Below are 23,586 nucleotides of genomic sequence, written 5' to 3'. Positions count from 1 at the left end.
TCTGACCGTACACTTTGTGTAAGGTTGAGGCTAAAGGTTTGTGTTATATGAATGGGCGCCGGATATGGTCGGAAACATATCCGGCGCCCGCCTTTTTAACCTGCAGTTGCTTTAGCTGTATGCGCGAAAAGCGCTGCCTGCCAGGTTGCTACTAGTCAGACCACTTGAACTTGCGCGAGGCAATAAACCCAATGACCACGGTCCACACAATGAGGACCCAGTGCGGGTCGGCAAGCCACTGATGCTGAATGAAGTTGCCGCGCAGCGCGTCACCCAGAGCCGCCGAGGGCGACCATGCCATAACCCCGGCGTACCAGTCGGGGAAGGACTTCAACGGGAACACCACGCCGCCGGCACCGGCAAGAATCACCCAGGCAATATTCACGATGGCGAGGGTCGCCTCCGCACGTACCGTACCGGCAATGAGTAGGCCCAGCGCCGTAAACGCGCCGGCGCCCATGAGCATCGTGATGATGGAGCGGGAGACGGCGATAGCGTCCGGGCGCCAGCCCAGACCGTACCCGAGCGCCGCCACCAGTGTGAACTGAATTGCCACGACCACCAGCACCGCAATGCACTTGCCCATGATCAGGCCGTTACGGCCCAGGGGAGTGGTCGCAAGGAACCGCAGCACACCGTAGCGGCGATCAAAACCGGTGGCAATGCCCTGACCTGACAGCGCCGTAGAAATCACACAGAGCGCCAGAACGCCGGGGACCGCCGCGTCCATGCGGGAGACCCCCACCGAGTTCGCGTACTCATCAATCAGGCCCGTGAACCTCAACGCAATGAGCGCCATGACGGGAAAAATAATGTTCAGCATCAGCTGCTCGCCGTTGCGGAGCATCGCCATGGTCTCGTAGCGGCCCTGCTCGATGACGCGCACGAGCGGGTAGTTTGCGCGCGGGGGAATGTACTCCTCATCCTCGTCAATGGAAGAGACCTTGGGGCGGGTGTTTACGCCGCGTTCTTCCATTTCGCGTTCTTCTGCCTGAAGTTCTGCTCGCTCGTTGTTGCTGCGTGCGGTGTTGCTCATCGGATATCACGTCCTGAAATGTCGAGGAAGACATCCTCAAGAGTCTTCGGTTCCATGGTCAGAGAAATAGGCATGAGGTAACGCTCGGCGAGCGCGGAGGTGAACGCCGCCAGGTGCTCGGGGCGCAGCGTGCCGACCAGTTCGTACTCGCCGGGCACAGAGGGCGCGCCGTCGCGAGCCGGGGTGTAGGGCACCTTCTCGATGAGCTCCACACCGGCGCGTAGATGCGCGGGCAACAGCTGCTCACGGGTGGGGGTGGGAGCATCCAGGGTGTACTGCAGGCGGTTCGTGCCGTCGCTGGCGATGAGCTCGGAGACGGTGCCTTCCTGAACCGTGGTGCCGTTTTCAATGATGTAGACGTAATCGGCGAGTTTCTGCGCGTCATCAATCAGGTGCGTGGTGAGCACGATGGCGGTTCCGAGTTCACGCTGTTCACGAATAATGTCGAAGACAACGTTGCGGGATTGAGGGTCGAGGCCCGCGGAGGGCTCGTCAAGGAAGAGCACGTCCGGGCGGCCGATGAGGGCGGCGGCAAGGGAGACTCGCTGCTTCTGACCACCCGAGAGACGGCGAATCGTGGTGCCGTTAAAAGCGTCAATGCCGAGGCGTTCTGCGAGCTCTTCGACCGGGTACGGGTCGGTGTACATGGTCGAGATGTGCTCGAGCAGCGGAATGGGATGCATAGCGTTGGGTAGGCCGCCATCCTGGAGCATAATGCCGACCTTGGCGCGTAGCTCCGGGTCCGCCTGCAGCGGGTTTTCGCCGAGGAGGCGCACGGTACCGCGGGTGGGCTTGAGCAGGCCCTGGGCGCAGGCGAGGGTCGTGGTTTTGCCGGCGCCATTAGCACCGAGCAGGACGACTACTTCACCGGGGAAGACGCGCAGGTTGACCTTGTTGACGGCGCGGTAGAGCCCGCTGGCGGTGAGCCGTTCGGGGTATTTGGTGCGGAAGGCGCGTGAGGGCTTGAACTCTTTGATGAGGTCTTTAATGCTAAGCGCTGGTTCTTCTGCGATGATGCGTCGTCGTGCGGTGGGGGAGGCGCTGGGCTCCGTGTGGTGCTCAGTGCGCGCCGTTGGTGCGGCGGATGCACGCCCCGGGTGGTCCTGCTGGCCCGCGGTGGTGGTCTCCATAGACAGTCACTTTCGAGTTTTTCGATGAATGAGCGTGTGTGCACCTTTCATCTTATGCCCTAACTCACGTTTAAGGCACACCCGTTACGACTCAAATGTTCACCTTCAGGTTGAAAAGTTATCAAGTAGGGGTACCTAACTAGCCAAAGAAAAGCTAATTAGGACATACTTTATTTGTGTATTCCGTGAATAAGACCTCTCAGCGCGCCTCAACGAACGAGGCGCAGACCCGAAACGGCAACCGAACCGCCGCCTCGGGCTCTACTGGTGCTCCCAGCACCAAGTCCTCCGCGGCACGCACATCCAAGCGCAAAGCCGAGGCGGAAGAACGCACCAGGGACCGCGTTCTCCGCGAAGTTCTCAACAACGGCCCCGTATCCGCAGCAACCCTCGGTGAGCTCCTCAGCCTCACCCCCGCAGCAGTACGCCGCCACCTCGACGCCCTCGAATCCAACAACATGATTGAGGTCGCGCCCATCAAGAAGCACGGCGCCGGAGCCGGACGACCTGCCCGCCGCTACGTGATCGCCCCCCAGGGCCACGAACGCCTCGGCAACGACTACCTCATCATCGCCCGCGACGCCCTGCAAATGCTCCGCGACACGGTCGGCCAGGAAGCCCTCGAAGCTTTCGCATCCGCCCGAGCCGCAGAAATGGAAGCCCGCTACCGACCCGTCGTAGAAGCCGCCGGAGACGACGTGGCAGCCCGAGCACAGGCGCTCGCAGAAGCCATGAGCAAGGACGGTTTCGTGGCGACCGCTCAGGTCACCGCGCCTCCTGCAGGACGAACTGTTCCCGAACATTTCCTCGCGAGCATTCAGCTGTGCCAGGGCCACTGCCCGGTACGCGACCTCGCCGGCGACTTCCAGGTGTTCTGCGAACAGGAAACCGGGATTATTTCCGACCTGCTCGGCGTTGATGTGCGTAGGCTCTCGACCATGGCTTCGGGCGCTCACGTGTGTACCACGCACGTGCCCCTGAACCGCGTCACCGCCGAGAGCGAGAAGAACGCTGAGGACTCCGCAGAGAAACCTTCCGCGTAAGGCTTACCGCAGTACCCAGCGGCGCACCCCGATGAACCCCAAAGGGTTGCGACCCGCACGCTGAAACCCGCCTACACCACGCACCGCTACGCGTCGTGTTTGAGCGCGGCATCAGCCCCCTAAACTACCGCGCCTGCAACCGGCAGGTGACGGAGAGAAATGTAATAACCATCGAAGAAAGGCCGTAATGACTGAGAAAGTTGGGCAGAACGCCAACGACACCGTCATTTCAGAGATCCTGGAGATGAACCCCGAACTCGAGGGCATTGGCAACTACGAGTACGGTTGGGCAGACTCCGACGAAGCAGGCCAGGTAGCAAAGCGCGGCCTGGACGAGGACGTCGTGCGCGACATCTCTGCAAAGAAGAACGAACCCCAGTGGATGCTGGACATGCGTCTGAAGGCGCTGAAGTTCTTCGAGCGTAAGCCTATGCCCACCTGGGGCGCGGATCTTTCCGAAATCGACTTCGACAACATCAAGTACTTCGTGCGTTCGACCGAGGGTCAGGCGGCTTCTTGGGATGAACTGCCCGAGGACATCCGCACCACCTACGAGCGCCTGGGTATTCCCGAGGCTGAGCGTAACTCGCTCGTTGCGGGTGTGGCTGCACAGTACGAGTCCGAGGTCGTGTACCACCAGATCCGTGAGGACCTGGAGAAGCAGGGCGTGATCTTCGTCGACACCGACACCGGTCTGCGCGAATACCCCGAACTGTTCAAGGAATACTTCGGCTCCATCATCCCGATTGGTGACAACAAGTTCTCCGCACTGAACACCGCCGTGTGGTCCGGTGGCTCCTTCGTGTACGTTCCCCCGGGAGTTCACGTGGAGATCCCGCTGCAGGCGTACTTCCGTATTAACACCGAGAACATGGGTCAGTTCGAGCGCACCCTGATCATCGCTGACGAGGGCTCCTACGTTCACTACATTGAGGGCTGCACCGCCCCCATCTACAAGTCCGACTCTCTGCACTCCGCAGTGGTTGAGATTGTGCTGAAGAAGAACGCACGCGTTCGCTACACCACCATCCAGAACTGGTCGAACAACGTCTACAACCTGGTGACCAAGCGTGCGGTTGCGCACGAGGGCGCCACCATGGAATGGGTGGACGGCAACATCGGTTCGAAGGTCACCCAGAAGTACCCGGCTGTTTACATGGTCGGTGAGCACGCTAAGGGTGAGACCCTGTCCATCGCATTCGCGGGTGAGGGTCAGCACCAGGACACCGGTTCGAAGATGGTTCACATTGCGCCGAACACCTCCTCGACCATTGTGTCCAAGTCCGTGGCACGTAACGGCGGCCGTAGCGCATACCGTGGCCTGGTTCAGGTTCGTGAGGGCGCTAAGCACTCCAAGTCCTCCGTGGTCTGTGACGCACTGCTGGTGGACACCATCTCCCGCTCCGACACCTACCCCTACGTGGATGTCCGCGAGGACGATGTGACCATGGGTCACGAGGCGACCGTTTCCCGCGTCTCCGAGGACCAGCTGTTCTACCTGATGCAGCGCGGCCTGAGCGAAGAAGAAGCAATGGCGATGATCGTCCGCGGCTTCGTTGAGCCTATCGCCCGCGAGCTGCCGATGGAGTACGCACTCGAACTGAACCGCCTGATCGAACTTCAGATGGAAGGATCTGTGGGCTAATGCCGACCAACGAAGAAACCCTGGGTTACCACTCCCCGATCATCCCCGGCATGGACCAGGAGGGCGAGAAGCTCGCCACCGAGTTCGCCCACGATGACACCCTGCTGCGCGCCACCGAGGCACACCACCAGGGCTCCAACCCGAACAACGTCCAGAAGGTACTCGAAGCATCCCGTGCAGAGCGTAAGACCTCCTACAACGTGGAGGACTTCGCGCCCCTGACCGGTCGTGAAGAGGACTGGCGCTTCACCCCGCTGAAGCGTCTGGGTGGCCTGCACCTGGAGAAGCTGACCGGCACCGCACCGGCACCGCAGATTACTGCACCCGAGCAGGTTCAGGTTGAGACCGTCTCCCGCGAGGACGCACGCATCGGCTCCGCGGGTATCCCCGAGGACCGTGTGGCAGCGAACGCGTGGTCCAGCTTCACCGAAGCAACCGTGGTGACCATCCCCGCCGAAGCTGAACTGGCTGAGCACGTGGAAATCGACATCACCGGCACCGGCAACGAGGCTGCCGCACAGCACATCGTGATTGAGGCTAAGCCCTTCTCGAAGGCTGTCGTGGTTCTGCGCCACACCGGCTCCACCATCCTGGCACAGAACGTTGAGTTCGTGGTGAACGACGAGGCTGAGCTGAACGTTGTTTCCGTGCAGCAGTGGGCTGACGACGCAATCCACGCTTCCGCACACTACGCTAAGCTGGGCCGCAACGCACGCTTCAAGCACGTTGTGGTGTCCCTCGGCGGCGACCTGGTGCGCGTGACCCCCTCCACCAAGTTCACCGCTCCCGGCGCTGAGACTGAAATGTACGGCCTGTACTTCGTAGACGCAGGTCAGCACATTGAGTCCCGCCTGTTCGTGGACCACTCCGTACCCAACTGCAAGTCCCGCGTGACCTACAAGGGCGCGCTGCAGGGTAAGGGTGCGCACTCCGTATGGGTTGGTGACGTTCTGATTGGTAAGGATGCAGAAGGCACCGACACCTACGAGCTGAACCGTAACCTGCTGCTGGAAGTTGGCCCCCGCGCCGACTCCGTGCCGAACCTGGAGATTGAGACCGGCCTGATTGAGGGCGCCGGCCACGCATCCACCACCGGCCAGCTCGATGAGCAGCACCTGTGGTACCTGCAGGCTCGCGGTATTCCGGAGGCTGAGGCACGCCGTCTGGTCGTGCGCGGCTTCCTGAACGAGATCATTCAGCAGATTCGTGTTCCCGAACTTGAAGAGCAGCTCACCGAGGCCCTTGAGGCAGAGCTCGCCCTCAGCAACAACTAAGCTTTACCAGGAGAAATCAATGTCTACCCTTGAAATCAAGGACCTTCACGTCTCGGTTATCCTCGACGACGAAACCACCAAGCCCATCCTGAAGGGCGTTAACCTGACCATCAACTCGGGCGAGATTCACGCAATCATGGGCCCGAACGGTTCCGGTAAGTCCACTCTGGCTTCCACCATTGCTGGCCACCCCAAGTACCAGGTTGACTCCGGTCAGATCCTGCTCGACGGTGAGGACATCACCGAGATGAGCGTGGACGAGCGTGCCCGCGCAGGCCTGTTCCTGGCTATGCAGTACCCGGTTGAGATCCCCGGTGTGACCATGTCCAACTTCCTGCGTTCCGCTAAGACCGCTGTGGACGGCAAGGCTCCCTCCCTGCGTACCTGGACCAAGGACGTTAAGGAAGCCATGAAGAACCTGGAGATTGACCCCGACTTCATCGCACGTAACGTGAACGAGGGCTTCTCCGGTGGTGAGAAGAAGCGCCACGAGATTCTTCAGCTGGAGCTGCTCAAGCCCAAGTTCGGCATCCTGGATGAGACCGACTCCGGTCTGGACGTTGACGCACTGAAGATTGTGTCTGAGGGCGTGAACCGTGCGCACGAGGCTAACGACATGGGCGTCATGCTGATTACCCACTACACCCGCATCCTGCGCTACATCAAGCCGCAGTTCGTGCACGTGTTCGTGGACGGCAAGATGGTTGACCAGGGCGGCCCCGAGCTGGCTGACCGCCTGGAAGAAGAGGGCTACGTTTCTTACGTGGGTAAGAAGTAAGCTTCTTCTCCTACCGGATTCTGACAGAAAGATAGGACTATGACTGAGACTGTGCAGGGTCGTGTTCCTCAGGAAGAGATTGAGGAAGCCCTCAAGGAGGTCATTGACCCGGAGCTCGGCGTCAATATTGTTGACCTCGGTCTGCTCTACGGTCTGCGCTGGGATGAGGATGGAACCCTCATTCTGGACCTGACTCTGACCACCGCAGCCTGCCCGCTGCAGGAGGTTATTGAGGAGCAAGTTCAGAGCAACCTGGATAACCTGGTTGATTCTTGGCGTGTGAACTGGGTTTGGATGCCGCCGTGGGGTCCGGAGCGTATTACTGAGGACGGCCGCGATATGATGCGCGCGCTGGGCTTCAACATCTAAGCTCCTGACCGCAGATAAGGTACCCGCCCGGTGCGGAAGGTGTATGCCTTCGGCACCGGGCGGGCATTTTTATGCGATATCAGATATGCGAGCAGTGAATGCTTGTTCTGAGCAACGCCAATTTTTGCCACTTTGACAATGGGGGGGGTCAAGTATATTTCCTTGTGAATCATACACTCACATCATATTTAGGCTCCTTATGCAATGGTTGCTTGAGGATGCCGAAAGGAAATCATGGCACAAAAGATTATTGCCGCGGACGGTTCTGTCTACGTTAAGAAGAAGCCTTTCTACCTCCGTTGGTGGTTTATCACTCTCGTTATTCTTGTTCTTCTTGGCGGTTGCGCTTCGATGATGGGCGGCGGCTCCAGCAAGTCTACGAGTGCGAGCGCTTCTTCATCTTCTGCAGCTGTTGATTCTTCTGCTGCTACTACTGAGGCTTCTCAGAAAACTGGTACTGAATCCTCTCCCGTAGCTGGGGCGGAATCCAACGCAAAGCAGAATGATAACAGCGTTCCCACTGAATATAAGTCTGCTTTGAAGAAGGCGGAGTCTTATTCTCGCACCATGCACATGTCCAAGCAGCGTATCTACGACCAGCTCACCAGTGAATTCGAAAAGTTCACTCCTGAAGCTGCTCAGTATGCTGTGGACAATATGAAGGCTGACTGGAACGCAAATGCCCTGGAGAGCGCAAAGAGCTACCAGAAGACGATGAACATGTCTCCTGAAGCAATCCGTTCTCAGCTGACTTCTTCCGTTGAAGGTTTCACCGAGGAAGAAGCTGATTACGCAGTCTCTCACCTGAGCTAATTCAATAGATGATTCATAGAAGCCGCCCGGCATGGAACACATTCCATACCGGGCGGCTTCTATATTGTCAGCTTTGAACCTAGTCGTTCAGGTGCAGCAGCTTCAGCGAGTGCTCATACTTGATCATGAGGCAGGTACGAGTCGGCTCCTCCAGAAGCGTCAAACGCTGCGGGTCAGTATTATCCGCAATATCGGCAAGCTTCACCAGACGAGCCAAATCATTCACACGCACCCGGCTCAGATACGACTCACGCGACTCACCCGGGCGGCGGGTCAAGGCATCAATCGCATCCACAATACGCGCCGAGAAGTGACGCGCCAAGAAAGCGAGAGAAACGCCGGTATCCTCCACCGTGTCATGCAGCAGCGCCACGATCTGCGCTTCAGCCTTCAGCTCCTCCAAAGACACATCGGGGTCAGTGGCGGCAGCCAACTCACACGCAAGCTTACGTACCCCAAGAGCCACACGGCGAGGGTGGGAGATATAGGGCCAGCCGTTACGGTCAGTCTGCCCCTCATGCGCCTTATCAGCGATGCTGTCTGCCAGGCGAACCATCTCTTTGTAGTAGTTATTCGACATGAGAACCTCCGTTGGTTTGAACTCCTGCGAGTTGATGGTCCCAGCGACGTTTTCCGCACCAACGCGGCACGGGTGGTAGCTGGTACCAACACTCTACGCCAGCTGTGGGGTGGCTGTGGCGGAACTCGCCCGAAACACCCTTAATACGTCAAATATGACGCGCAGAAGAAGAAAATAGGGTGCTTTATGGCTGTAAATCATGAACTTGGTGCCTGTTCTACCCGAGTTCTGCAGCGGATACCGACCCGCAGGAGGCGCCCCGCACCTCCGCGAAAGTGTCTGCCGCACCCTTTGGCACCGCCCGGTGTAACTCGCCCAAAATCTCACATGGTGGCGAAAAATTTCTAACTTTTTCTGGCGAAAACAGGCACGCAAACCGCCCAACACAAAGGCAGTTTAAGCGTGTTTAGCACACACCGATACACACTCATCAAACGAAAAAATTACACGCCCTCCGTGCCCTGCTAAAACCTCCAAAAACCCGTATTTTTGTGCGAAAATACGCGATAAACTGGGGGCAACCAAACATCGGAGAACACCATGGCAGAGCTCTACGAGCGCTTCGTCGCTTTGTATCCCTACCCACACGAGCGAATCCGCCACGGCGCCCCACGAGCCGAACTTAACCGGCGATACCTCGAACACCTCTACGAGGGCAAGAACCGGGGAACAACCCCCATCGTGGTTGCCCTCGACCCGACCCTGCTCGGGACCATTGAGAATAACGTCTCCCTGCGTACCTCAACCCCAGTGCAGGACATCACCGCCGACACCGTCAAGCGGTACGCACACGACCTCATCACCGACCAGCATCGTTACCTGGATCAAGTCGGTGTAGAAGTCGCCGCGCACGAGGCGTTCCGGCACCTGAACGAGAGCACCTACCTGCAGACCTACCGCCGCCTCATGGAAAACGGCGAACTCGGCGAAGACGATATTGGCACGCCCCTGAAAGCGGAGTACCCCTTTGAGCTGACCGCCGGCATCATCAATGAGAAGGTCAAAACCACCGACATTGACAGCGCCGCGGAACTGCTGATTATGGACCTGCCGCTGCGGGATGCCTCCGGGGTATTCGCCTACCTGCCCTTCGGCGGGTGGGATTCCAGCCCCAGCCCCGAGGCGATGCTGTCCATTGCCCGCTACTGGTTTGAACGCGACGACGCCTACCCGGCTGTTATCGCCTCAGACTTTATCGAGTTCTACACGCCGGTGCCGGTCACAACCCGCCGCGACGCCGAAATCCTGGCGGTCGAGCACACGATGGTTTCCTCGGCGATGCCGGTGCGTGTCTACCGCGGCTTCGACAAGCTCGTGGAGGCGCTCTACGGTCAGCACGACTGGTACCTGTGGTGGGAGCAGCTCCCGGCGGTGCTCCTCATTGAAACGCCCTAAACCAGCCTAGCTAGGCGAGTTAAAGCGAAGGGGCGGGATGAACCTACACGGTTCACCCCGCCCCTCTCGCGTATCTGCGCTAGTTCAGCTCGTCCACGTGCCGCGCCCGCAAAGCACGAGCGGTCGCCGTCGCGTAATCAACCGCCTGCACCACCCACGGAATCAGCAGCCGCCAATACATGCGCTTGGGCAGGTTACGCGCCACTGCCGCCCTGCGCAACGCACCCCAACGGTCCATGAGCGCCGGAATCGACCGGACCATCAACGCAATCAGCAGACCCAGACGCTCTGGGGAAAGACCCACGAAACGCAACGGCGAACACAGCCTCACAAAGCCATCAATCAGAACCGGCAGGGGAGTGCTCACCAGCAGAGCGCGGGACGCGTAGAAAGCCGTCAGCATAGTCGCGATAGCATCCACGCCGGAGGCGTACTGCCCTGTGAAGACGTAATAAGCGACCATGATCAGTAGCAGCAGAGACAGCGCGCGAACCACCAACCACAGCTGGGAGGCGGGTACGCCAGCCCATAGAGCGCACAGCGTGGAGGCAACCAAAGCCACCAGCGCCACCTGCCAGCCGGTCACCGCCAACAGCAGAAACAGCCCAAAGAAGAGCGTGCCCTTGAGCCATAGCGGCACCCGATGCACCGGCGTGTTCAACGGCTGGTAGAAACCCACCAGCAGAGTACCGGGGATGAAATCCGAGCCCTGAGAGGCGGGGCGAGGATTCACGCGCGGCGTGTTAGCGCCCATGCGCGCCTCCTGCCGAATCCAGACCTTCGGTAGCACCCTCGTTGGGGAACCCCTCGGCACACCACGTGCGGTACTGCTGCACCAGCTGCGCAGCATCCCCCTGAGCAAGCATATGCCCGTCATGAATAATCACGGCTTCATCGCAGGACGCCGCCAAATCCAGGTCATGCGTGCTGAGCACCAGCATCTGATCCAGCGACTCCAAATGCTTCAGTAGCCGCGCGCGATTGCGCAAATCCAGCAGGGTGGTCGGCTCATCGAGCAGAAGAATCTGCGGGCGCGCCGCCAGCACGCTGGTGAGAGCGACCAGCTGCTTTTCGCCTCCTGAGAGGGTGAAAACGCTCTGGTTTTCAAGATGTTCGAGGCCGCGCTCGCGGAGCAGTTCACGAATTCGTTCGAGGCGCTGCTCACCGCTGAGGGCACTACCTTCAACGGTGGCGGCACGGCGCAGACTCAGGTCAATATCTTCGGCAACGGTGGGCATAATCAGCTGCGCCTCCGGCTGGGCGAAGAGCATGCCCACGCCCTCAAAAGCGCCCTGCGAATGACCGCGAGCGCCCATCGAGCCGCGGCTCGGTGTCTCCAGAGTGTCGACACCGTTCACGCGCACAATACCTTCATCCGGGTGGGTGAGCCCATTGAAAAGCCCCAGTAGGGTGGACTTGCCGCTACCGTTCAGACCCAGCACTGCGGTGCGCTTCGCCGTGAACTGCAGGCTCACATCCTTGAGGATACGGCGATGCCCGCCTTCGGGCAGCTCGGTGAAAACACTCACCGATTCAAGCTCAAGGGCGGGCATGCTGGTAGAGGCGCTCACCGCCTGCTCGCCTTGCACCTGCTGCGGTGCAGGCTGGCGCGTGGAGCGGCGAAAAAACATAGCTATCCTCTCGTGTGGCACATTGTGTGCTTTTAACGCTGGGCAGAAGCCAGGGACGGGAAGGCGCGGCGTACCGACAAACCAACCAGAACCGCGATTGTGGACTTCACCAGATCCCAGGGAACGAATACCATTGCCGCGCTGAACGCGGCGTCAAAAGTCATGTGGGCGTTCACCATCATACCGGCGATACCGCAGGCGGTCAGAACCACAAAACCGCAGAAGTTCGCGACCAGAGCCATAAGGAAGGTCGCGCCAACCGAACGGGTGTTGCGGGTGAGCAGGTATGCGAGGGTACCGGCAATAGCGGCGAAGGGCAGGAAGCCGAGCAGGTAGCCGGCACTCGGGGAGGCGAGCGTACCCAAACCGGCGCCGCCCTTAGCGAAGATGGGCAGGCCAGCGAAACCAACCAGCAGGTACAGCGCCACGGAGGCGGTGGCACGCTTGCCGCCGAGCACCTGTGCGGTGATGTAAATGCCGAGGGTCTGGAAGGTGAAGGGAACCGCAACGCCGCCCAAGCTGACGGCGGGCATGATGGCGAGCGCGGCGATGAAGCCCGCGAACACTGCGATGAGGGAGAGATCGGTGGCGAGGGAGGTCTTTGCCGCTACGTTACGGCGCGGTGCCTGAGTTGCCTGGGGTTCCTGGGCTGATTCGCGCACGGAATCGGTCATTGGGGTGGTACTCCTTTGATACGTATTGCTCTGCAGATTTTTCTACAGAGTTGAGGGTGGCGGTGGTTGACTGCTTGTCACAACCCAGTTTTGAACAATGTTCTATGAATGGTGTCCGGTATGTATAGTACACCGCACACCACAAAAACAAAAGGTGCCCCACATGCGCACTCGGCACACCTGCACTAAAATTGATGAGGTGCTCTGCGCGCTCGCCGCTTCTAACCCAGCGAATCCCGCCTACCGAGCACTATCAACCCACACACCAGACCGCCATCCGGAAAGGCACCCATGATTGCTGTACAGAACCTCGAATTGCGTGCAGGCGCGCGCCTGCTCATGGAAGAGGTCACCTTCCGCATCGATAAGGGCGACAAGATTGGTCTGGTGGGCCGCAACGGTGCTGGTAAGACCACTATGACTAAGGTGCTTGCCGGTCTGACCCTGCCCGCTGACGGCACGGTGACCCGCAGTGGCACTATCGGCTACCTTCCGCAGGACCCGAAGGTGGATGACATGAGCCAGCTGGCGCGTGACCGCATCCTTTCGGCGCGTGGCCTGGATGGTGTGGCGCGCAAGATGCGTCAGGCGCAGGACGATATGGCGAGTGAGGACCCGGCGGTGCGCGCTAAGGGTATGCGCCGCTACGACCGTCTTGAGGCTGAGTTTATTGCCGGTGGCGGCTACGCGGCTGAGTCGGAGGCGGCGGTCATCACCTCCAACCTGGACTTGCCGGAGCGTGTGCTCGCCCAGCCGCTGTCTACTCTGTCGGGTGGTCAGCGTCGCCGTGTGGAGCTGGCGCGTATTCTCTTCTCCAATGCGGACACCATGCTGCTGGATGAGCCGACCAACCACCTGGATGCTGACTCCATTATGTGGCTGCGTGACTTCTTGAAGAACTTCTCGGGCGGCCTGATGGTCATTAGCCACGATGTTGACCTGATGGAGCTGGTCGTCAACCGCGTCTTCTACCTGGACGCGAACCGCTGCGTGATTGACCAGTACAACATGGGCTGGAAGAACTACCTGACTCAGCGTGAGCAGGATGAGCACCGCCGCAAGCGTGAGCGTGCGAATGCGCAGAAGAAGGCGAATGCTCTGATGGAGCAGGCGAATAAGATGCGCGCGAAGGCGACGAAGGCTGTTGCTGCTCAGCAGATGATTAAGCGTGCTGAGAAGCTTCTGCGCGGCCTGGAGGAGGAGCGTCAGAGCGATAAGGTTGCGGCGATTCGCTTCCCGGATCCGGCGCCGTGCGGTAAGACTCCGCTCTCTGCCCAGGGCCTGTCGAAGTCCTATGGCTCTCTGGAGATTTTCACGGACGTTGATTTGGCGATTGACCGCGGTTCGCGCGTGGTGGTGCTGGGCTTGAATGGTGCCGGTAAGACCACTCTGCTGCGCATGCTGGCTGGTTCCACCGAGCCTGATACGGGTGAGGTCGTGTACGGTCACGGCGCGAAGCTGGGCTATTTTGCGCAGGAACACGAAATTCTTGATGGTGACCGCACTGTCTTTGAGAACATGAAGTCTGCCGCGCCGGATCTGGATGACACCCGCGTGCGTACAATTTTGGGTTCGTTCCTGTTCTCCGGTGATGATGTGGATAAGCCTGCCGGTGTGCTTTCCGGCGGTGAGAAGACCCGCCTGTCCCTGGCGACCCTGGTGGCATCGAGCGCGAACGTGCTGCTGCTCGATGAGCCGACCAACAACCTGGACCCCGCCTCGCGTGAGGAGATTCTGAACGCGTTGAAGGCGTACCAGGGTGCTATCGTGATGGTTTCTCACGATGAGGGTGCCGTGGAGGCGCTGGATCCTGAGCGTGTGCTGCTTCTGCCGGATGCGGTGGAGGATTTGTGGTCGAAGGATTACCAGGATTTGATTTCGCTGGCGTAAAGCATTATCCGCTGACATAAAAGCCGACATAAAAGTACGGGGGAGGCTCCGGTACCGTGTGGTGCCGGGGCCTCTTTGCGTGTATTGCGCGTTGATTTATTGTCCGGGGCGTATTGTTTGCGGCGTATTGTCCAGGGCGTATTTTTTATGTTCTGAAAATGTGTTGCGGAGATGTTGTCGGTATTTTTTTCGTGAATAGTGCGGAAAAATGTGACCTGACCCGTGGGGTTGTATTGTTTTCTGAGCGTGTGTGCTGTTATTGCGTTCCTGTGCATGGGAACTGTGGGTTCTGACACACGAAACTTGCGGCGTATTTGACGGGAAATAATGTTGCCTTGTGGGTTTTTCTGAGGGAAAGAAAAGCTCTCAGGCGATATTTCAGGGGGTCTGTGTGGGCTTTTTGAATTTTTCATGTGTCTCTACATACATTGTGGGAAAAATGGTAGAAACACAACAAGCGTGGGGCGTAGACTTATAACTGTTCCCGCCATTGCGAGGACGCAAATGCGAAACATTAGGGCTCACTACCGATGGTGAGCTAACGCGGGGGAGAAGAGATTCCCGCCCGCTCACGAAGGAGAACTGCCAATGCACAACACTGAGTTCGAGAAGTACCCCACCTCTGGTGAAGAGAACGTTGAGGTTGACGTCTTCTGGCCCATCCAGGACGCTTAATCTCTCACCCCGATAGGTCGGGATAAGGATTAGAAAAGCGCCCCGCCGCTTCCGTAGGGAAGTGACGGGGCGCTTTGCTGTCCTCGGTGAGAATTTAGTTATGCGGCGTGAATACCCAGTCCGAACATTTGCAGAGGGTATTCGGTAAAGCCCATCATGGCTGCCGCGTACCAGGCGATGTACCCGGTCAGTGTTAGAACGAGTGCCTTCTCGCGTACGCTGCCAGCATCGCCCAGAATAGGCAGTGCCATGTAGCCGCTCTTTTTCCATAGGGGGGACGCCACCAGGGGTTTGATAACAATGGGGTAGAGGGGCAGCAGTCCGCGGGTTGTCAGTAGATCGCCAATCAGGTGAATGGTGGCGCCGACCGAAATAGCCCAGGGGAGCAGTGCCAGCGAATCAGTCGTGTAGGCGGCGTACCCGAGGGCGACGGCACCGATCCATCCACCCGGTGCGCCGAGCACGCGCAATGCCAGACCGCCCGAGAATGCGGCAAGAAGTAGTGAAGCCCAGGGGATTCCGTTGTAGCTCAGGTTGGCGCTGAAATAGGCAATTGCCCAGAAAGCTACCAGACCCAAAATGGAGTGCGTTCCCTTGCGGTGTCCGCCGCTGACTGCCCCAACAATGCGTGCTACCCAGCGTGAAATAGGCGGGATGGAGTTGGCGATACTGCCGTTGTGGTGGTCAATATCCGGTAGCATGCCCGCACCGGCGCACGCCAGGGCGGTCACGATGAGGGTGGGGGTATCGGGAACCTGCACCACTCCCGTCTCGACGAGCACTAGCCAGCCAGCTGCGGCGCTGACGGTGTGCGAATAGCCCATCATGGGGAGGTGCCTCCTTGAATGCGATTGCTCAGCGAGTGTGATTGCCCTGCGAGTGTGGTTGCCTGGGTGCCGGGATGTTCACTCGAACTAATTAGAACAAATATAGCATATATCGAAATTACTTTCGATAGGCTGGGTTATTACTCAAGCGGAGCCACCTCAAGCGGCATCACCTCTCAAGTGGCACTACCCCTTAAAGGGCAGAGTCTGCTTCCAGAACTCACGCTCGCGCAGGTAATTCTCCAGCCAGCCCACGTGCTCGGAGCACGCCAACCAGATCTTGCGGCGCTCGGGGGCGTGCACCTTCGGGTTGTTCCAGAGCAACTGAAATTCTGCCGCCTGCTGGCAGCCCTTGCGGGAGCACTTGGCGTACTCGGGCTGTGCATCCTGAGAAAGTGAACCGAGCAGATCCATGTCTTCTTATCCTTACTATTGCGCCTCGACGTGCGGTGTTATTCCGTGCCCGCGCGACCGGGCAGAAAAGGGGTGCGGGCTGTTCCGCTTCAGATAGTGTACGCGTCCGATGAGGCATGTAAAAGAAGAGGAGCAGGTGTTCAGTGTTCAAGAGTGGAGTGTAGCCTGCGGCACCTTTGCGCTAAAACGCGGTAAAATAGGGTTTGTCTGTCCATCCGTCCACACCCCAACCGCGTAGCCGCTGCATCGGCTCTGATCGTGAGGGGTCGACTCATCAAGGAAGCTCATGAGCGAGAACACTCCCAAGACCGTGCTGGTCACCGGCGGCAACCGAGGCATCGGCTACGAAATTGCCAAGGAATTCCAGGCAGCAGGACACAACGTCTGCATCACCTACCGTAGCGGTGAAGCCCCCGAAGAATTTTTCGCCGTCAAGGCAGATGTACGCGATGCCGACAGCATTAACGAAGCTTTCAAGGAAATTGAAGCAGAATTCGGCCCCGTGGAGGTACTGGTCGCCAATGCAGGTATCACCCGCGACATGCTGCTGATGCGCATGAAGGAATCCGACTTCACCGACGTCATCGACACCAACCTGACCGGTTCGTTCCGCGTGGTTCAGCGTGCTATCAAGGGCATGCTGAAGCTCAAGCGCGGCCGCATCATCCTGGTTTCCTCCGTGGTGGGTCTGTACGGTTCCCCCGGCCAGGTCAACTACTCCGCATCTAAGGCTGCACTGGTCGGTATGGCACGCTCCATCACCCGCGAGCTGGGCGGCCGTAACATCACCGCTAACGTGGTGGCACCGGGCTTCATTAACACCGCTATGACCGAGGTTCTGCCCGAGGAAACCAAGAAGAACTACCTCGCATCCATCCCGGCTGGCCGTTTCGCGGAGGCTGAAGAGGTCGCTCGCGTGATTCGCTGGCTCGCATCCGATGAAGCTAGCTACATTTCTGGCGCTGTCATCCCCGTTGATGGCGGCCTGGGCATGGGCCACTAAGCCCACCCCGTACGGACTGCATGAAGCGCCCGAGCATGGGCGCACCCTTTCTAAACCTAAGGACATAACACTATGGCACAGCTGACCGGCAAGACCATTATCATCACCGGCTCCTCCCGCGGCGTTGGCGCAGACACCGCACAGATTCTCGCCGCTGAGGGCGCGAACATTGTGGTGAACTACCGCTCCAAGGCACCGCGCGCAAACAAGATCGTCAAGGCTATTGAAGAGGCTGGCGGCAAGGCAGTTGCAGTGCAGGCTGACGTGACCAAGGCTGAGGACCTGCAGAACCTCGTCAACACCGCAGTGGAGACCTTCGGCTCCCTGGACTACCTGATCCTGAACGCTTCGGGCGGCATGGAGACCGGCATGGGTGAGGACTACGCAATGCGCCTGAACCGTGACGCACAGCTGAACCTGGCACGCCTGGCTGCAGAGAAGATGCCCGAGGGCGCACGCATCGTGTTCGTGACCAGCCACCAGGCACACTTCATCCGCGAAGTTGAGACCATGGACGAGTACAAGCCCGTTGCAGAGTCCAAGCGCGCTGGCGAAGACGCACTAATTGCTGAGATTCCCGCACTCTCCGAGAAGGGCATCTCCCTGGTCGTGGTGTCCGCTGACATGATTGAAGGCACCGTCACCGCAACCCTGCTGAACCGCCTGCACCCCGGCGCTATTGAGCAGCGCCGCGAGACCGCCGGCAAGCTTTACACCGTCAACGAGTTCGCGCAGGAAATCGCGAAGATGGTCACCGCAGACGTTGAGACCGGCCACGTTGAGCTGGTCGGTGGCGCACGCGGCTTCATCGACTAATACTCTGTTGCTTTAGGTGCCGTTACGGATGCGCTCACGCCTTCCGTGGCGGCACCTGTAGCCCCTTATTCTTTGCGCGAGGAACCCAATGTGGGGTACCCGCGCACTATGCGCTCACTGCACCGGCAACCAGGCTAGGTTGCGAGGTAGGGGGGGGCGCATCCCATCCATCTAACTCACTGGAAGAAGAACCATGAGCACCGTACTCAACCTTCAGAATGTCTCCGTGATTCGCGGCGGCCGCAAGATTCTCAACGACGTTTCCTGGACTGTGAACGAAGGTGAACGCTGGGTTGTTCTGGGCCCCAACGGCGCCGGTAAGTCCACTCTGCTTTCGATTGCGGCAGCTCGCCTGCACCCGACCAGCGGCGAGGTTGAAATCCTTGACGAGACCCTCGGCGCTGTTGACGTGTTCGACCTGCGCCCGCGCATTGGTCTGTCCTCCGGTGCTTCGGCAACCCAGATTCCCGCCAACGAGAAGGTTTCCGACGTTGTCGTGACCGCAGCGTACGCTGTGTCCGGTCGTTGGAAGGAAGAATACGACGTCATGGACGACGAGCGTGCCACCGAACTGCTGGCTGAGTGGGGCGTCGACACCCTCGCTGACCGCACCTTCGGCTCCCTCTCCGACGGCGAGCGCAAGCGTGCGCTGATTGCTCGCGCACTGATGACCGACCCCGAACTGCTGCTGCTGGACGAGCCCGGCGCAGGCATGGACATTTCCGGTCGTGAGGACCTGGTCGAGCGTCTGACCGCGCTTGCCGCTGACCCCTACGCACCGGCTACCGTGCTCATCACCCACCACCTCGAGGAAATCCCGGCTGGCTTCACCCACGCCCTGCTGGTCCGTGACGGCGGCGTGGTCGCTGCAGGCCCGATCCTGTCCACCATTACCGAGGCGAACCTCGCAGCAACCTACGACATGGACCTGGCTCTGACCGTGACCCCCGCGGGTCGTTACTCCGCGTTCAAGCGCGCATGAGTCGTGCCCCGAAGCAGCTGAGCGCCGAACAGATCGCTGAGCGTGCCGAGCGTGTCTACGCCATCGAGTCGGTCACGGCTCTGGCGCAGGCACCCGAGCAGGCTCTGCGCTACTACACGCAGCTGACCGATGTGAAGCTCCGTAGCGCCATGGAACCGCAGTGGGGTATCTACATTGCGGAGTCCTCGAAGGTGATTCGTCGCGCGCTCGCTGCCGGCCATCAGCCCGTTTCTTTCCTGATGAGCGAGAAGTGGGCTGATGATTTGGCGGATGTGTTGCGCGCTCATCCTGACACTCCCGCGTATGTGGGTAGTGAGGAGCAGCTGGAGCAGGTAACCGGTTTTCACCTGCACCGTGGCGCGTTGGCAGCGATGGCTCGTCCTGCGCCGCAGCCTCTAGAGCAGTTGTTGCAGGGTGCGTCTCGCGTGGCGATTTTGGAAGATATTGTGGACCACACGAATGTGGGCGCGATTTTCCGTTCGGCTGCCGCGTTGAACGTGGATGCTGTGCTGGTGACTCCGCGGTGCGCTGATCCGCTGTACCGCCGCTCGATTCGTGTGTCGATGGGTACCGTTTTTCAGGTGCCGTGGGCTCGTCTGGAGTCGTGGCCTGCCGACCTGCAGACCCTGCACGAGCTGGGCTTTAAGAGCGCAGCGCTCGCGCTGGAGGAGGACTCGCTGACCCTGGAGGAGCTGTCTGCTCGCCGGGATGAGAAGCTTGCACTGATTCTGGGCACGGAGGGGCACGGACTGTCGCCGCGCACCCTGGCAGCGTGTGACGATACGGTCATGATTCCGATGTCGCACGGCGTGGATTCTTTGAACGTTGCGGCGGCGAGCGCCGTGGCGTTCTGGGAGACTCGCCCGCGTTCATAACCTGAGTTCTCATCTGATTCTTAGTCCGCGTGAGCGCCTCCTTCGGGTACCCTTGCGGCAGCTAGGTTGGTGCCTGTGAGGGAACGTACTGGGATTTAATCCGTGAAGGTGGTACCCTTAATGGGTTGTGCGCGCCCTATGCGTGCACAATGGTGATGCGCTCTGAGATTTTCTCGATAGCTGCACATCGAAAAACCTACTCCATCTATATAAGGGCTACTGGCAAAATCCAGTAGCAGAAGAAGGTAATCAATGAAGGCAGAAATCCACCCGGACTACAACCTGGTTCTGTTCCGCGACCTCGCATCCGGCAAGGTCTTCCTGACCCGTTCCACCATGACCTCGGACAAGACCGAGAAGTGGGAAGACGGCAACGAGTACCCGATCGTCGAGGTTGAAATCTCGTCCGAGTCGCACCCGTTCTACACCGGTAAGCAGCGCATCATGGACTCCGCAGGTCGCGTCGAGCGCTTCAACGCACGCTTCGGCAACTTCGGTAAGAAGTAAATCTTCTTTCCAGGTTTTGCTTTTTAGCGAAATCAATGCCCCGTTCTCCTTGGTTTTCAGGGAGGCGGGGCATTGTGCGTTCTGCAAATCATCGCAGAATAGCTCGCGCGAACGTGAGGAAAGTTGTAATGTAAAACCTTTCGTTCACTGGTGCGTAGACTCGCTGACGGCGTTACAATGGGAAAGTATTTTGCGAGCTGTGCATTTTCTGTGCCCTTCAGCACCGCCCTATATCGGCGGGTTATTTTCCGGCTCTCTGCACTCTAGAGACTTCGCTGGATGCGCCGCGCACCTCGCGTATCACCACCTCAAACAAAGGACAACTTAATGGGCGACGCTCACTCTGAACCGTCGCAGAAGAAGAAATGGGTCAAGCGTATTCTGCTGATTCTGCTGATTCTTCTGCTGGTTATTACCCTCGGTATTGGTTTCTTTATCTGGCGTGCTGGCCACACCTGGGATAGCAAGACCGAGAAGTTCGACTCCATCACTAAGGTGGATGAAGACCTCAGTAAAATTAAGGAGCAGCTTGGCGAGGCTAAGAAGCTCAATGTGACGGAGCTGAAGGCTCCGACCGTGACTAACTCGGATACTGGCAAGAACGGCACTAACGCTAACGGCTCCGATGCTGCCGCGGCTCTTGCAGCGAACGCTAGCGAGCACGATAAGGACGGCGACGGTATCCTGGATAACGGCTATAATTACGGCGTTATCAAGGGCCCCGGCAAGAATATCCTGCTGCTCGGTAGCGATACTCGTACCGGCGCTGATGCAGCTCTGGTGAGCGGTTCCCGTGCAGACACCATTATGCTCATGCACATCCCGGCTGACGGCAAGGGCGTGTACATCATCTCGATTATGCGAGATACCTGGGTTGATATTCCCGGATATGGTACGGCTAAGGTGAACGCAGCACTGAACTATGGCGGTGTTTCCCTGCAGGTTGCTACCATCGAGAACTTGGTGGGCGTCAAGATCGACCACGTGGCTGAGATTGAGTTTGAAGGCTTCAAGTCTCTCGTGAACGCTATTGGCGGCGTGGACGTTCAGGTTCCCTTCGCATTCACCAGTAATGTCTGGACTTTTACTCCGGGTCTGATGCACCTCAACGGTAGTGGCGCTCTGAGCTTTGTTCGTGAACGTTACTCTTTCGCTGATGGCGACTACCAGCGTGTCCGTAACCAGCGTGCGTTCCTGCGCGGTCTGTACAACACGATGAAGGCGAAGGGCGCGTTGAGCAACGTGGCATCTTTCCAGTCTTCTATCGAGTCTCTGACTGACTATATGCGCGTGGACCAGGGTCTAAACGCAGCGCAGATTGCTCAGATTGCGGCTCCGGTGCTGACTAGTGGTGACACCACGATGCGCATGACCACTCTTCCGAACGCAGGTCCGGGTTGGTCCTATGATGGTCAGTCAATCATTCTGGTTAACCAGGCTGCAAATGCCCACCTGGCAAGCGCACTGCAGAATGACACGATGGATCAGTTCATGGCTACTTACGGTCAGGACTAAGATCTAACTCCTTGCGGGGGTGAACGCTTGTATGCGCTTTCACCCCCGCTGTGTTTAACCGTTCCTAGTTAACCGTTCCTGGGAAAACAGGGTACGTGAAAGGGCGGCTACCTCACCGTAATGGTGGGTAGCCGCCCTTTGTGCGTATGTTCTGAGGGGAGAGGCTTATGCCTTCGATTCGGGCTCTTCCTCTTCCTCGGTAGCCTCTTCGTCCTCGTATTCGTCGTAGGCTTCGTAGTCATCGTAGTAGGGCTGACGACCAAAGTAGAATGCTACAGCCGCGACAGCGCCACCCAGGATAGCGATGAGGATGCCGAGCATCGGGGTCCACAGTATCGAGATCAGGCCGGCGACCAGAACGGCGAGGCCTGCACCCTTGATCAGGTTCAGCAGGCGGTCACGCTCGTTCGGCTCGTAGTACTCCTCTTCTTCCAGGCTGTATTCGATGGCAGGCTTCTCTGCGGCGGGCTCATGATGGGTCGGCTCGGGGGCGGAGGAACCACCGGTCAGGGAGCTCATGAAACCGCGACGCTTCTTCGGCGCCTGCTGTGCAGAGGACTCCAGGTAGTGGCGTTCGCCTTCGGTGGGCACGAATGCCGGGGGCACCTCGTAGTCTTCACCAACGGGCAGCAGAGCCGGAACGTTGTTGGGCAGGGTCTCGTACCATTCCTGCGGAATATCGGCGGGTCGTGCAGCCTGAACGGTCAGGGACAGCTCGAGGGTGTTACCGCGGATAGTGCCCCACGCGCTGGTGAGGCGGTCGTTCTCAAAAGCGTAACGGATGACGGGCGTCAGCTGCTCAGACATCTGGGTGCTCAGGCGGCCCACGAGCTTGCGGTCGTGGCGCACCTCAACACTGTCAACGAAACGGCCGTCGGAGGTCTTGAGCTGGTTCGCTTCCAGGGTCAGGATCACGCGGCCTTCACCGCTGGGCGGCAGGATGCTGTGCAGGTATTCGGAGTGTTCCTTCTCGTCGAGCACCTTCATCGACGGGCCCTGGGGCAGCAGGGTCGCGCGGGTCGGTGCGTCGTTGAGGGGGAAGAGGGAACCGGGTGCGGACAGGGAGAGCACACCGGTGCTCTTCACGTGCATGCCGCCGCCTTCAGCACGCACGGCAACGGCGGAAAGCTGCAGGTGCGCGATGGGTTCGTAGCCGGAGGCGACCACGCGGGTAATAGAATCCCAGTACGCGGCGGAGTCTGCCGCGCTCATGCGGCCTACCTTGAATTCGTCAATGTAGACGGCGATGCTATTGGGCTCGTAGGGGTTATCCGGTTCGGGAACGAGGCGCGCTTCACCGTACCAGATACGTTCACGGTCGATGTGCAGTTCCTCAAAGATTTGGAGGGTTTCTGCTTCGTAGTAATCATCGGTGACAATGTCAACGCTACCGCGGTCACCGAGTGCGTAATCGACCACTGAAAACTCCTTCTGATGTGTCTAAGCGAGCGGATACCTAGTCTATTCTCTCATGCTTTCAGGGTGGACAGCTCACAAAAACGGGTGACATTTATCTGTCTTTTAGCACCGGGTGCATATAGTTTTGTGCCCTGATGAAACTGCCCCGGTAATAGGTGCCCTTGTCAGTATGTGAACTACTGTATGAGGGAAATATTGAGACGGCATACCGCCGCTATGAATTCTATAGATGAGCCAGAAAAAGACCACCGCCCGGCGCGTCCCGGTACGTTACCGGGAGCGTGCCGAACGGCAG

General features: G+C 59.0%; 23 protein-coding genes. 14 read left to right on the top strand and 9 right to left on the bottom strand.

The window, feature by feature from the left end; translation table 11 throughout:
- Window positions 1–151 precede the first annotated feature (151 nt).
- Window positions 152–1,036, bottom strand: coding sequence for an ABC transporter permease (locus HMPREF2919_RS05250; protein WP_070666651.1), 885 nt, complete (start codon window positions 1,034–1,036; stop codon window positions 152–154).
- The gene (locus HMPREF2919_RS05245) at window positions 1,033–2,166 is read right to left on the bottom strand and encodes an ABC transporter ATP-binding protein (RefSeq protein ID WP_070643253.1); all 1,134 of its coding nucleotides are present in this window, start codon (window positions 2,164–2,166) and stop codon (window positions 1,033–1,035) included. The genes HMPREF2919_RS05250 and HMPREF2919_RS05245 overlap by 4 nt, the downstream gene beginning before the upstream one ends.
- Before the next feature lie 176 nt (window positions 2,167–2,342).
- Between HMPREF2919_RS05245 and HMPREF2919_RS05240 the strand changes: the two genes are divergently transcribed.
- The 6 genes from HMPREF2919_RS05240 (at window position 2,343) to HMPREF2919_RS05215 (ending at window position 8,088) form a co-directional block, all read left to right on the top strand.
- Entirely contained in the window at window positions 2,343–3,209 is an 867-nt protein-coding gene (locus HMPREF2919_RS05240) for a helix-turn-helix transcriptional regulator (RefSeq protein ID WP_070666648.1), read from the top strand.
- 187 nt (window positions 3,210–3,396) lie between these two features.
- A complete protein-coding gene (sufB, locus tag HMPREF2919_RS05235; protein ID WP_049327160.1) occupies window positions 3,397–4,854 on the top strand; it encodes a Fe-S cluster assembly protein SufB in 1,458 nt (485 codons plus the stop codon).
- Window positions 4,854–6,128, top strand: coding sequence for a Fe-S cluster assembly protein SufD (gene sufD, locus HMPREF2919_RS05230; protein ID WP_070643260.1), 1,275 nt, complete (start codon window positions 4,854–4,856; stop codon window positions 6,126–6,128). Before sufB ends, sufD begins: the two co-directional genes overlap by 1 nt.
- A gap of 19 nt (window positions 6,129–6,147) precedes the next feature.
- Window positions 6,148–6,906 (top strand): Fe-S cluster assembly ATPase SufC, encoded by a 759-nt coding sequence (gene sufC / locus HMPREF2919_RS05225; protein ID WP_005509109.1) that lies wholly within the window; start codon window positions 6,148–6,150, stop codon window positions 6,904–6,906.
- Window positions 6,907–6,945: 39 nt separating this feature from the next.
- Window positions 6,946–7,275: a metal-sulfur cluster assembly factor gene (locus tag HMPREF2919_RS05220; protein ID WP_005506103.1), complete on the top strand. Its 330-nt coding sequence runs from the start codon at window positions 6,946–6,948 to the stop codon at window positions 7,273–7,275.
- A gap of 234 nt (window positions 7,276–7,509) precedes the next feature.
- The gene (locus HMPREF2919_RS05215; protein ID WP_070666645.1) at window positions 7,510–8,088 is read left to right on the top strand and encodes an Ltp family lipoprotein; all 579 of its coding nucleotides are present in this window, start codon (window positions 7,510–7,512) and stop codon (window positions 8,086–8,088) included.
- 79 nt (window positions 8,089–8,167) lie between these two features.
- Here the strand turns inward: HMPREF2919_RS05215 and HMPREF2919_RS05210 are convergent, their stop codons facing one another.
- Window positions 8,168–8,668 (bottom strand): HD domain-containing protein, encoded by a 501-nt coding sequence (locus HMPREF2919_RS05210; protein ID WP_070666642.1) that lies wholly within the window; start codon window positions 8,666–8,668, stop codon window positions 8,168–8,170.
- A 540-nt stretch (window positions 8,669–9,208) separates the two neighbouring features.
- Here HMPREF2919_RS05210 and HMPREF2919_RS05205 point away from each other — a divergent pair.
- A complete protein-coding gene (locus HMPREF2919_RS05205; RefSeq protein WP_070666639.1) occupies window positions 9,209–10,063 on the top strand; it encodes a DUF4253 domain-containing protein in 855 nt (284 codons plus the stop codon).
- Window positions 10,064–10,142: 79 nt separating this feature from the next.
- Here HMPREF2919_RS05205 and HMPREF2919_RS05200 read toward each other — a convergent pair whose 3' ends face one another.
- From HMPREF2919_RS05200 to HMPREF2919_RS05190, 3 genes are read right to left on the bottom strand one after another with little or no spacing between them, the layout of a single operon-like run.
- On the bottom strand, window positions 10,143–10,817 hold the full coding sequence (locus HMPREF2919_RS05200) for an energy-coupling factor transporter transmembrane component T family protein (RefSeq protein ID WP_070666636.1): 675 nt from the start codon (window positions 10,815–10,817) through the stop codon (window positions 10,143–10,145).
- Complete coding sequence (locus HMPREF2919_RS05195) at window positions 10,807–11,694, bottom strand: energy-coupling factor ABC transporter ATP-binding protein (RefSeq protein ID WP_070543477.1); 888 nt, start codon at window positions 11,692–11,694, stop codon at window positions 10,807–10,809. Before HMPREF2919_RS05195 ends, HMPREF2919_RS05200 begins: the two co-directional genes overlap by 11 nt.
- A 32-nt stretch (window positions 11,695–11,726) precedes the next feature.
- On the bottom strand, window positions 11,727–12,368 hold the full coding sequence (locus HMPREF2919_RS05190) for a biotin transporter BioY (protein ID WP_049347599.1): 642 nt from the start codon (window positions 12,366–12,368) through the stop codon (window positions 11,727–11,729).
- 291 nt (window positions 12,369–12,659) lie between these two features.
- Between HMPREF2919_RS05190 and abc-f the strand changes: the two genes are divergently transcribed.
- Window positions 12,660–14,258, top strand: a complete 1,599-nt coding sequence (abc-f, locus tag HMPREF2919_RS05185; protein ID WP_070666633.1) for a ribosomal protection-like ABC-F family protein — start codon at window positions 12,660–12,662, stop codon at window positions 14,256–14,258.
- A 773-nt stretch (window positions 14,259–15,031) separates the two neighbouring features.
- Here abc-f and HMPREF2919_RS05180 read toward each other — a convergent pair.
- Both HMPREF2919_RS05180 and HMPREF2919_RS05175 read right to left on the bottom strand, forming a co-directional pair.
- Window positions 15,032–15,760, bottom strand: a complete 729-nt coding sequence (locus tag HMPREF2919_RS05180) for a metal-dependent hydrolase (RefSeq protein ID WP_049353100.1) — start codon at window positions 15,758–15,760, stop codon at window positions 15,032–15,034.
- Window positions 15,761–15,946: 186 nt separating this feature from the next.
- Complete coding sequence (locus tag HMPREF2919_RS05175; protein ID WP_049341258.1) at window positions 15,947–16,174, bottom strand: hypothetical protein; 228 nt, start codon at window positions 16,172–16,174, stop codon at window positions 15,947–15,949.
- A 286-nt stretch (window positions 16,175–16,460) separates the two neighbouring features.
- Here HMPREF2919_RS05175 and HMPREF2919_RS05170 point away from each other — a divergent pair, with 286 nt between their 5' ends.
- The 6 genes from HMPREF2919_RS05170 to HMPREF2919_RS05145 all read left to right on the top strand — a co-directional run bounded on the left by HMPREF2919_RS05170 (window position 16,461) and on the right by HMPREF2919_RS05145 (window position 21,872).
- Window positions 16,461–17,177 carry a beta-ketoacyl-ACP reductase gene (locus HMPREF2919_RS05170; RefSeq protein WP_049353099.1) on the top strand — a complete coding sequence of 239 codons (717 nt, stop codon included), beginning with the start codon at window positions 16,461–16,463 and terminating at the stop codon, window positions 17,175–17,177.
- A 72-nt stretch (window positions 17,178–17,249) separates the two neighbouring features.
- The gene (locus tag HMPREF2919_RS05165) at window positions 17,250–17,993 is read left to right on the top strand and encodes an SDR family oxidoreductase (protein ID WP_049353098.1); all 744 of its coding nucleotides are present in this window, start codon (window positions 17,250–17,252) and stop codon (window positions 17,991–17,993) included.
- Between the two features lie 193 nt (window positions 17,994–18,186).
- Window positions 18,187–18,975: an ABC transporter ATP-binding protein gene (locus HMPREF2919_RS05160; RefSeq protein WP_070666630.1), complete on the top strand. Its 789-nt coding sequence runs from the start codon at window positions 18,187–18,189 to the stop codon at window positions 18,973–18,975.
- Window positions 18,972–19,850 (top strand): TrmH family RNA methyltransferase, encoded by an 879-nt coding sequence (locus HMPREF2919_RS05155; protein ID WP_070666627.1) that lies wholly within the window; start codon window positions 18,972–18,974, stop codon window positions 19,848–19,850. Before HMPREF2919_RS05160 ends, HMPREF2919_RS05155 begins: the two co-directional genes overlap by 4 nt.
- A gap of 252 nt (window positions 19,851–20,102) precedes the next feature.
- On the top strand, window positions 20,103–20,357 hold the full coding sequence (locus tag HMPREF2919_RS05150) for a type B 50S ribosomal protein L31 (protein ID WP_005506069.1): 255 nt from the start codon (window positions 20,103–20,105) through the stop codon (window positions 20,355–20,357).
- A 327-nt stretch (window positions 20,358–20,684) separates the two neighbouring features.
- Window positions 20,685–21,872: an LCP family protein gene (locus tag HMPREF2919_RS05145; RefSeq protein WP_070666625.1), complete on the top strand. Its 1,188-nt coding sequence runs from the start codon at window positions 20,685–20,687 to the stop codon at window positions 21,870–21,872.
- Window positions 21,873–22,037: 165 nt separating this feature from the next.
- Here the strand turns inward: HMPREF2919_RS05145 and HMPREF2919_RS05140 are convergent, their stop codons facing one another.
- The gene (locus HMPREF2919_RS05140) at window positions 22,038–23,291 is read right to left on the bottom strand and encodes an HIRAN domain-containing protein (RefSeq protein ID WP_070666622.1); all 1,254 of its coding nucleotides are present in this window, start codon (window positions 23,289–23,291) and stop codon (window positions 22,038–22,040) included.
- Window positions 23,292–23,586: the final 295 nt, after the last annotated feature.

The organism is Rothia sp. HMSC068E02 (genome assembly GCF_001813565.1).
Taxonomy (GTDB): Bacteria; Actinomycetota; Actinomycetes; order Actinomycetales; family Micrococcaceae; genus Rothia.
This window is presented reverse-complemented; position numbering and strand designations above follow the sequence as displayed.

Excerpts from the sequence above, each read along its gene's own strand:
- HMPREF2919_RS05200 (WP_070666636.1), bottom strand. The coding sequence starts at position 10,817 with ATGGGCGCTAACACGCCGCGCGTGAATCCTCGCCCCGCCTCTCAGGGC.
- HMPREF2919_RS05220 (WP_005506103.1), top strand. The coding sequence starts at position 6,946 with ATGACTGAGACTGTGCAGGGTCGTGTTCCTCAGGAAGAGATTGAGGAA.
- HMPREF2919_RS05215 (WP_070666645.1), top strand. The coding sequence starts at position 7,510 with ATGGCACAAAAGATTATTGCCGCGGACGGTTCTGTCTACGTTAAGAAG.
- HMPREF2919_RS05205 (WP_070666639.1), top strand. The coding sequence starts at position 9,209 with ATGGCAGAGCTCTACGAGCGCTTCGTCGCTTTGTATCCCTACCCACAC.
- HMPREF2919_RS05175 (WP_049341258.1), bottom strand. The coding sequence starts at position 16,174 with ATGGATCTGCTCGGTTCACTTTCTCAGGATGCACAGCCCGAGTACGCC.
- HMPREF2919_RS05180 (WP_049353100.1), bottom strand. The coding sequence starts at position 15,760 with ATGATGGGCTATTCGCACACCGTCAGCGCCGCAGCTGGCTGGCTAGTG.
- HMPREF2919_RS05195 (WP_070543477.1), bottom strand. The coding sequence starts at position 11,694 with ATGTTTTTTCGCCGCTCCACGCGCCAGCCTGCACCGCAGCAGGTGCAA.
- abc-f (WP_070666633.1), top strand. The coding sequence starts at position 12,660 with ATGATTGCTGTACAGAACCTCGAATTGCGTGCAGGCGCGCGCCTGCTC.
- HMPREF2919_RS05210 (WP_070666642.1), bottom strand. The coding sequence starts at position 8,668 with ATGTCGAATAACTACTACAAAGAGATGGTTCGCCTGGCAGACAGCATC.
- sufD (WP_070643260.1), top strand. The coding sequence starts at position 4,854 with ATGCCGACCAACGAAGAAACCCTGGGTTACCACTCCCCGATCATCCCC.
- HMPREF2919_RS05160 (WP_070666630.1), top strand. The coding sequence starts at position 18,187 with ATGAGCACCGTACTCAACCTTCAGAATGTCTCCGTGATTCGCGGCGGC.
- HMPREF2919_RS05155 (WP_070666627.1), top strand. The coding sequence starts at position 18,972 with ATGAGTCGTGCCCCGAAGCAGCTGAGCGCCGAACAGATCGCTGAGCGT.
- sufB (WP_049327160.1), top strand. The coding sequence starts at position 3,397 with ATGACTGAGAAAGTTGGGCAGAACGCCAACGACACCGTCATTTCAGAG.
- HMPREF2919_RS05145 (WP_070666625.1), top strand. The coding sequence starts at position 20,685 with ATGGGCGACGCTCACTCTGAACCGTCGCAGAAGAAGAAATGGGTCAAG.
- HMPREF2919_RS05190 (WP_049347599.1), bottom strand. The coding sequence starts at position 12,368 with ATGACCGATTCCGTGCGCGAATCAGCCCAGGAACCCCAGGCAACTCAG.
- HMPREF2919_RS05245 (WP_070643253.1), bottom strand. The coding sequence starts at position 2,166 with ATGGAGACCACCACCGCGGGCCAGCAGGACCACCCGGGGCGTGCATCC.
- HMPREF2919_RS05150 (WP_005506069.1), top strand. The coding sequence starts at position 20,103 with ATGAAGGCAGAAATCCACCCGGACTACAACCTGGTTCTGTTCCGCGAC.
- HMPREF2919_RS05250 (WP_070666651.1), bottom strand. The coding sequence starts at position 1,036 with ATGAGCAACACCGCACGCAGCAACAACGAGCGAGCAGAACTTCAGGCA.
- HMPREF2919_RS05165 (WP_049353098.1), top strand. The coding sequence starts at position 17,250 with ATGGCACAGCTGACCGGCAAGACCATTATCATCACCGGCTCCTCCCGC.
- HMPREF2919_RS05170 (WP_049353099.1), top strand. The coding sequence starts at position 16,461 with ATGAGCGAGAACACTCCCAAGACCGTGCTGGTCACCGGCGGCAACCGA.
- sufC (WP_005509109.1), top strand. The coding sequence starts at position 6,148 with ATGTCTACCCTTGAAATCAAGGACCTTCACGTCTCGGTTATCCTCGAC.